A 3,732-nucleotide genomic window follows, 5' to 3' on the forward strand; every position below is an offset into this window, starting at 1 on the left:
GTCAGTGTCCAATCACTGGACCGACAGAGGCCTATCGCCATATTTATAGTGGGACACGGCCGACGGGCCGCCGGGGGGCGGTCCGCGTCGCCCTGGGGAGCTGAGGGGGCGCCCATGGACCTGGCCTTGCTCCGTACCTTCGTGGCGGTGCACCGGGCCGGCTCCTTCACGCGCGCCGCCGCGCTCCTGGGGCTCTCCCAGCCCGCCGTGACCTCGCAGATCCGCACGCTGGAGCGCCAGCTGGGGCGTCCGCTCTTCCTCCGGCGGGCACGCGGCGTCGTCCCCACCACCATCGGCGAGGAACTGGCCCACAAGGCGGCGCCCCACCTCGACGCCCTGGTGGAGATCGCCGGGGCGGGCCTCGACGAGGACGCCTTCCGGACCCTGCACCTGGCCGGACCGCCGGAGTTGGTGGCGGAGCGGCTCCTCCCCGCGCTGACCGGCCTCGACGGCGGGGGCGGCCCGCCCCCGTCCCTGCGCGCCTCGTTCGGCAACGACGAGGACGTCCTCGAGGGCTTGGCCGCCGGTCATTACGACCTCGCCGTCACCACCGCCCGCCCGCGCGGCGCCCTGCTCGACTCCACGCCCCTGTGCGACGAGGAGCACGTGCTGGTCGCCGCTCCCGGCCTCGCCGCGGCGGCGGGCACGGCCGGCGCCTCGCCGTCCGGTTCCGGATCACCCGGCACCGCCGGAGGGCCCGGCGGCGCCGCGTCCCCGTCGCCGGAGGAGATCCGCACCCGGCTGGACCGGCTGCCCGTGGTCGAGGTGCACGAGTCGCTGCCGTTCGTCTCGCGCTACTGGTCCTCCGTGTTCGACGCCCGGCCGGCCGCGGCCTCGGGCGCGGTGGTGGTGCCGGACCTGCGAGCCGTGCTGGCCTGCGCGGTCCGGGGCGCCGGGCTCGCCGTCCTGCCGCGGTACCTCTGCGCTCCCGCCCTGCGCCAAGGCGCCGTGGTCCCCCTGCACGAGCCCGACGTGCCTCCGCTGCGCACGTACTTCCTGGTGGTGCGCACCGGCACGCTGGGGCTCCCGCACATCGGCCGGGCCCACGAACGGCTCCGGCGGGCCGCCTCGGCGTGGTCCTGAGCGCCGGCGCCCCGGGCGAATGGCGCGAGCGATGTTTCACGTGGAACATCGCGGGCCACATTCCCCCCATGACCGTCCGCCCCGTGGTCAAGCGCACCGCCCGTGCCGTCCTGCTGGACGGCCCCGATCTGATCCTGATCAAGCGCACCAAGCCAGGCGTCGACCCCTACTGGGTCACTCCCGGAGGCGGTGTGGAGCCCGAGGACGCCACCGTCGTCGACGCATTGCACCGCGAGGTGCACGAGGAGCTCGGCGCCAAGATCACCGGCGTCATCCCCTGCTTCGTGGACACGGTGGAGCACATCGGCCCGGACGAGGCGTCGACCGGGGTCAAGGTGCAGCACTTCTTCGTCTGCCGTCTGGAGTCCATGGACCCCTCCCTCCGCCACGGCCCCGAGGTCGAGGAGCCCGCCGGGGAGTACGAGATCGTGCGCGTGCCGTTCACCCGGATCGGCATCGCCTCCGTCCATCTGGTGCCGCTCTCCCTGCGGCACTACCTGGACGGCAACATCGAGGGCGTCCGCGCTCTGCACACCGCGGACCTGATGTGAGTCCGGGCGACGGCTCGCGGCCGACGGGAGTGCCGGACAGGTCCTAGGGTGCCCCCATGGACGATCTCCTCATACGCAAGGCCGAGGCGGACGACGTGCCCGCCCTCGTGGCCATGTACGCCGACGACCCGCTCGGCGCCCGCCGTGAAACGCCGGACGACCTCGCCCCCTATCTGACGGCCTTCGCGCGGCTGGCGGACGACCCGAACCAGAACCTGATGGTGGCCGAGCGCTCGGGGAAGGTCGTCGGCACCCTGCAGCTGACCGTGATCCCGGGCCTCTCCCGCCGCGGCGCCACCCGGTCGGTCATCGAGGGGGTCCGGGTGCACTCCGACGAGCGGGGCACCGGACTGGGCAGCCGGCTCGTCCGGTGGGCGATCGAGGAATCCGGGCGGCGGGGATGCCGGCTGGTGCAGCTGACCTCCGACGCCACCCGGACCGATGCCCGCCGGTTCTACGAGCGCCTCGGCTTCACCGCCTCGCACATCGGCTTCAAGCTGCAGCTCTGACGGCGGCTCAGGCGTCCTGCGCCAGCCCTCGCCAGCCGCCCTCGTCCACGCCCCCCGGTACCGGGGCGGCGGGGTCGTAGGGGGTGCGGGTGAAGACGAAGGAGCCCAGGTCGAGGTGGGTCACGGTGCCGTCGGGCCCCCGAACCGCGCGCAGGGTCTCCCCCGCGTAGTAGCCGTCGAGGCCGGCCCAGACGCCGTCCCCGACGGCCCGGAACCGGGACCGCCGGCCCGGGGCGCCCATCGGGTCCACCGAGACCCCGCCCTCGGCCGTCATCCGCAGCACGAAGGCCGACGTCCCCCAGTACCAGGGCCCGGTGAGCGCCAGCACGGCCGGATCGGCCTCCGGCAGGGGACGCCAGGGCTCCGGGATGCGCGGCTCGGCCTCCGCCACGATGCGCACCAGGTCCGCGCCCACCGTCGAGACGGAGACGCCGGAGGTGCAGTTGGCCAGGACCACCGCGGCCACGTCGTCCTCGACCGCGATGGACAGGTTGGCCAGATAGCCGGGGAGCGATCCGGAGTGCCCCACCAGCCTGCGCCCGCCCCAGTGCTGCACCTGCATCCCCAGGCCGTAGCCCGCCCCTGCCGCCAGGTCGCCCGGCTCCGGTGGCGCGGCGGGGGTGCGCATCTCCGCGACCGAGTCCGCGCTCAGCACCCGGTCGTCGCCGCGGGTCAGGAAGACGGCGAAGCGCGCCAGGTCTGCGGTGGTCGACCACAGCTGCCCGGCGGCCGCCATCCGGCCCAGGTCCTCGACCGGTTCGGGGAGCATCACGTCGGCCCACGGGTGGACGGCCCAGCCACCCGCGTGCGGGGCCACCGGGTCCGGACCGGTGCGGTCGAGTCCGAGCGGTTCCAGCACCTCGCGGCGCAGGACCCGCTCCCACGGCTCCTGCCGCAGCTCCTCCACCAGGGCGCCGAGCAGCGTGTAGCCGGGGTTGGAGTAGTGGAACCGGCGTCCTCCCGGGTGCAGCAGCGGGTCCTCGCCGAGGACGTCGGCCAGTGCGGGGCGCAGCGTCCCCGGGGTCCGCTCCCACCAAGGGCCGGGTGACTCGGCGGCCAGGCCGGCGGTGTGGGCGAGCAGCTGGGCGATGGTGGCCTCACCGGCCGAGGTGCCCGGGAGGTGCTTCTCCAGGGGGTCCTCGAGCGAGAGGCGCCCCTCGTCGCGCAACCGCATCACCAGGACCGCGGTGAAGGTCTTGGTGATCGAGCCGATCCGGTACTGGACGCCACTGTCGGGAGCGTGCCCGTCCACCGAGGTCCGCGCACCGGTCCACACGGTCTCCCCGCCCCGCACGACCGCCGCCGCCAGCGACGGGGCCCGGCCCTCGGCCTGGGCGACGGCGATCCGGTGCAGCAGCGCCCGACGGGTGGCGGGCAGCAGGGCGTTCTCTTCCTGGGGTGTCGTCATGGTCCTCAGTGGATCAGACGGCCTCGGGCGGGGGCGACCCGGTTCGCCGGCGGGCGGACGGGGTCCCCCGTGGCCGACGCGGCGCGGCGCCCGGGGCCCGCCCCGCCCGAGGGACCGCGCCGGCGGCCTGCCGCGCGGGGGAAGGTCCGGCGCCGGGCCTCCGGACACGGGTCGGCGCTCG

General features: G+C 75.1%; 4 protein-coding genes. 3 read left to right on the forward strand and 1 reads right to left on the reverse strand.

Translation table 11 applies throughout. The features are described 5' to 3' along the window. The first annotated feature begins 114 nt into the window (after nucleotides 1-114). The 3 genes from A2U95_RS10530 (at nucleotide 115) to A2U95_RS10540 (ending at nucleotide 2,143) form a co-directional block, all read left to right on the forward strand. On the forward strand, nucleotides 115-1,083 hold the full coding sequence (locus A2U95_RS10530; protein WP_166021881.1) for a LysR family transcriptional regulator: 969 nt from the start codon (nucleotides 115-117) through the stop codon (nucleotides 1,081-1,083). Between the two features lie 68 nt (nucleotides 1,084-1,151). Beyond that, entirely contained in the window at nucleotides 1,152-1,634 is a 483-nt protein-coding gene (locus A2U95_RS10535) for an NUDIX domain-containing protein (RefSeq protein WP_166021882.1), read from the forward strand. A 56-nt stretch (nucleotides 1,635-1,690) separates the two neighbouring features. Continuing rightward, the gene (locus tag A2U95_RS10540) at nucleotides 1,691-2,143 is read left to right on the forward strand and encodes a GNAT family N-acetyltransferase (protein ID WP_166021883.1); all 453 of its coding nucleotides are present in this window, start codon (nucleotides 1,691-1,693) and stop codon (nucleotides 2,141-2,143) included. Between the two features lie 7 nt (nucleotides 2,144-2,150). Here A2U95_RS10540 and A2U95_RS10545 read toward each other — a convergent pair whose 3' ends face one another. Further along, complete coding sequence (locus A2U95_RS10545; protein ID WP_166021884.1) at nucleotides 2,151-3,551, reverse strand: serine hydrolase domain-containing protein; 1,401 nt, start codon at nucleotides 3,549-3,551, stop codon at nucleotides 2,151-2,153. Between the last annotated feature and the right edge of the window lie 181 nt (nucleotides 3,552-3,732).

The organism is Streptomyces chilikensis, from assembly GCF_001642695.1.
In the GTDB taxonomy this organism is placed as follows: domain Bacteria; phylum Actinomycetota; class Actinomycetes; order Streptomycetales; family Streptomycetaceae; genus Streptomyces; species Streptomyces chilikensis.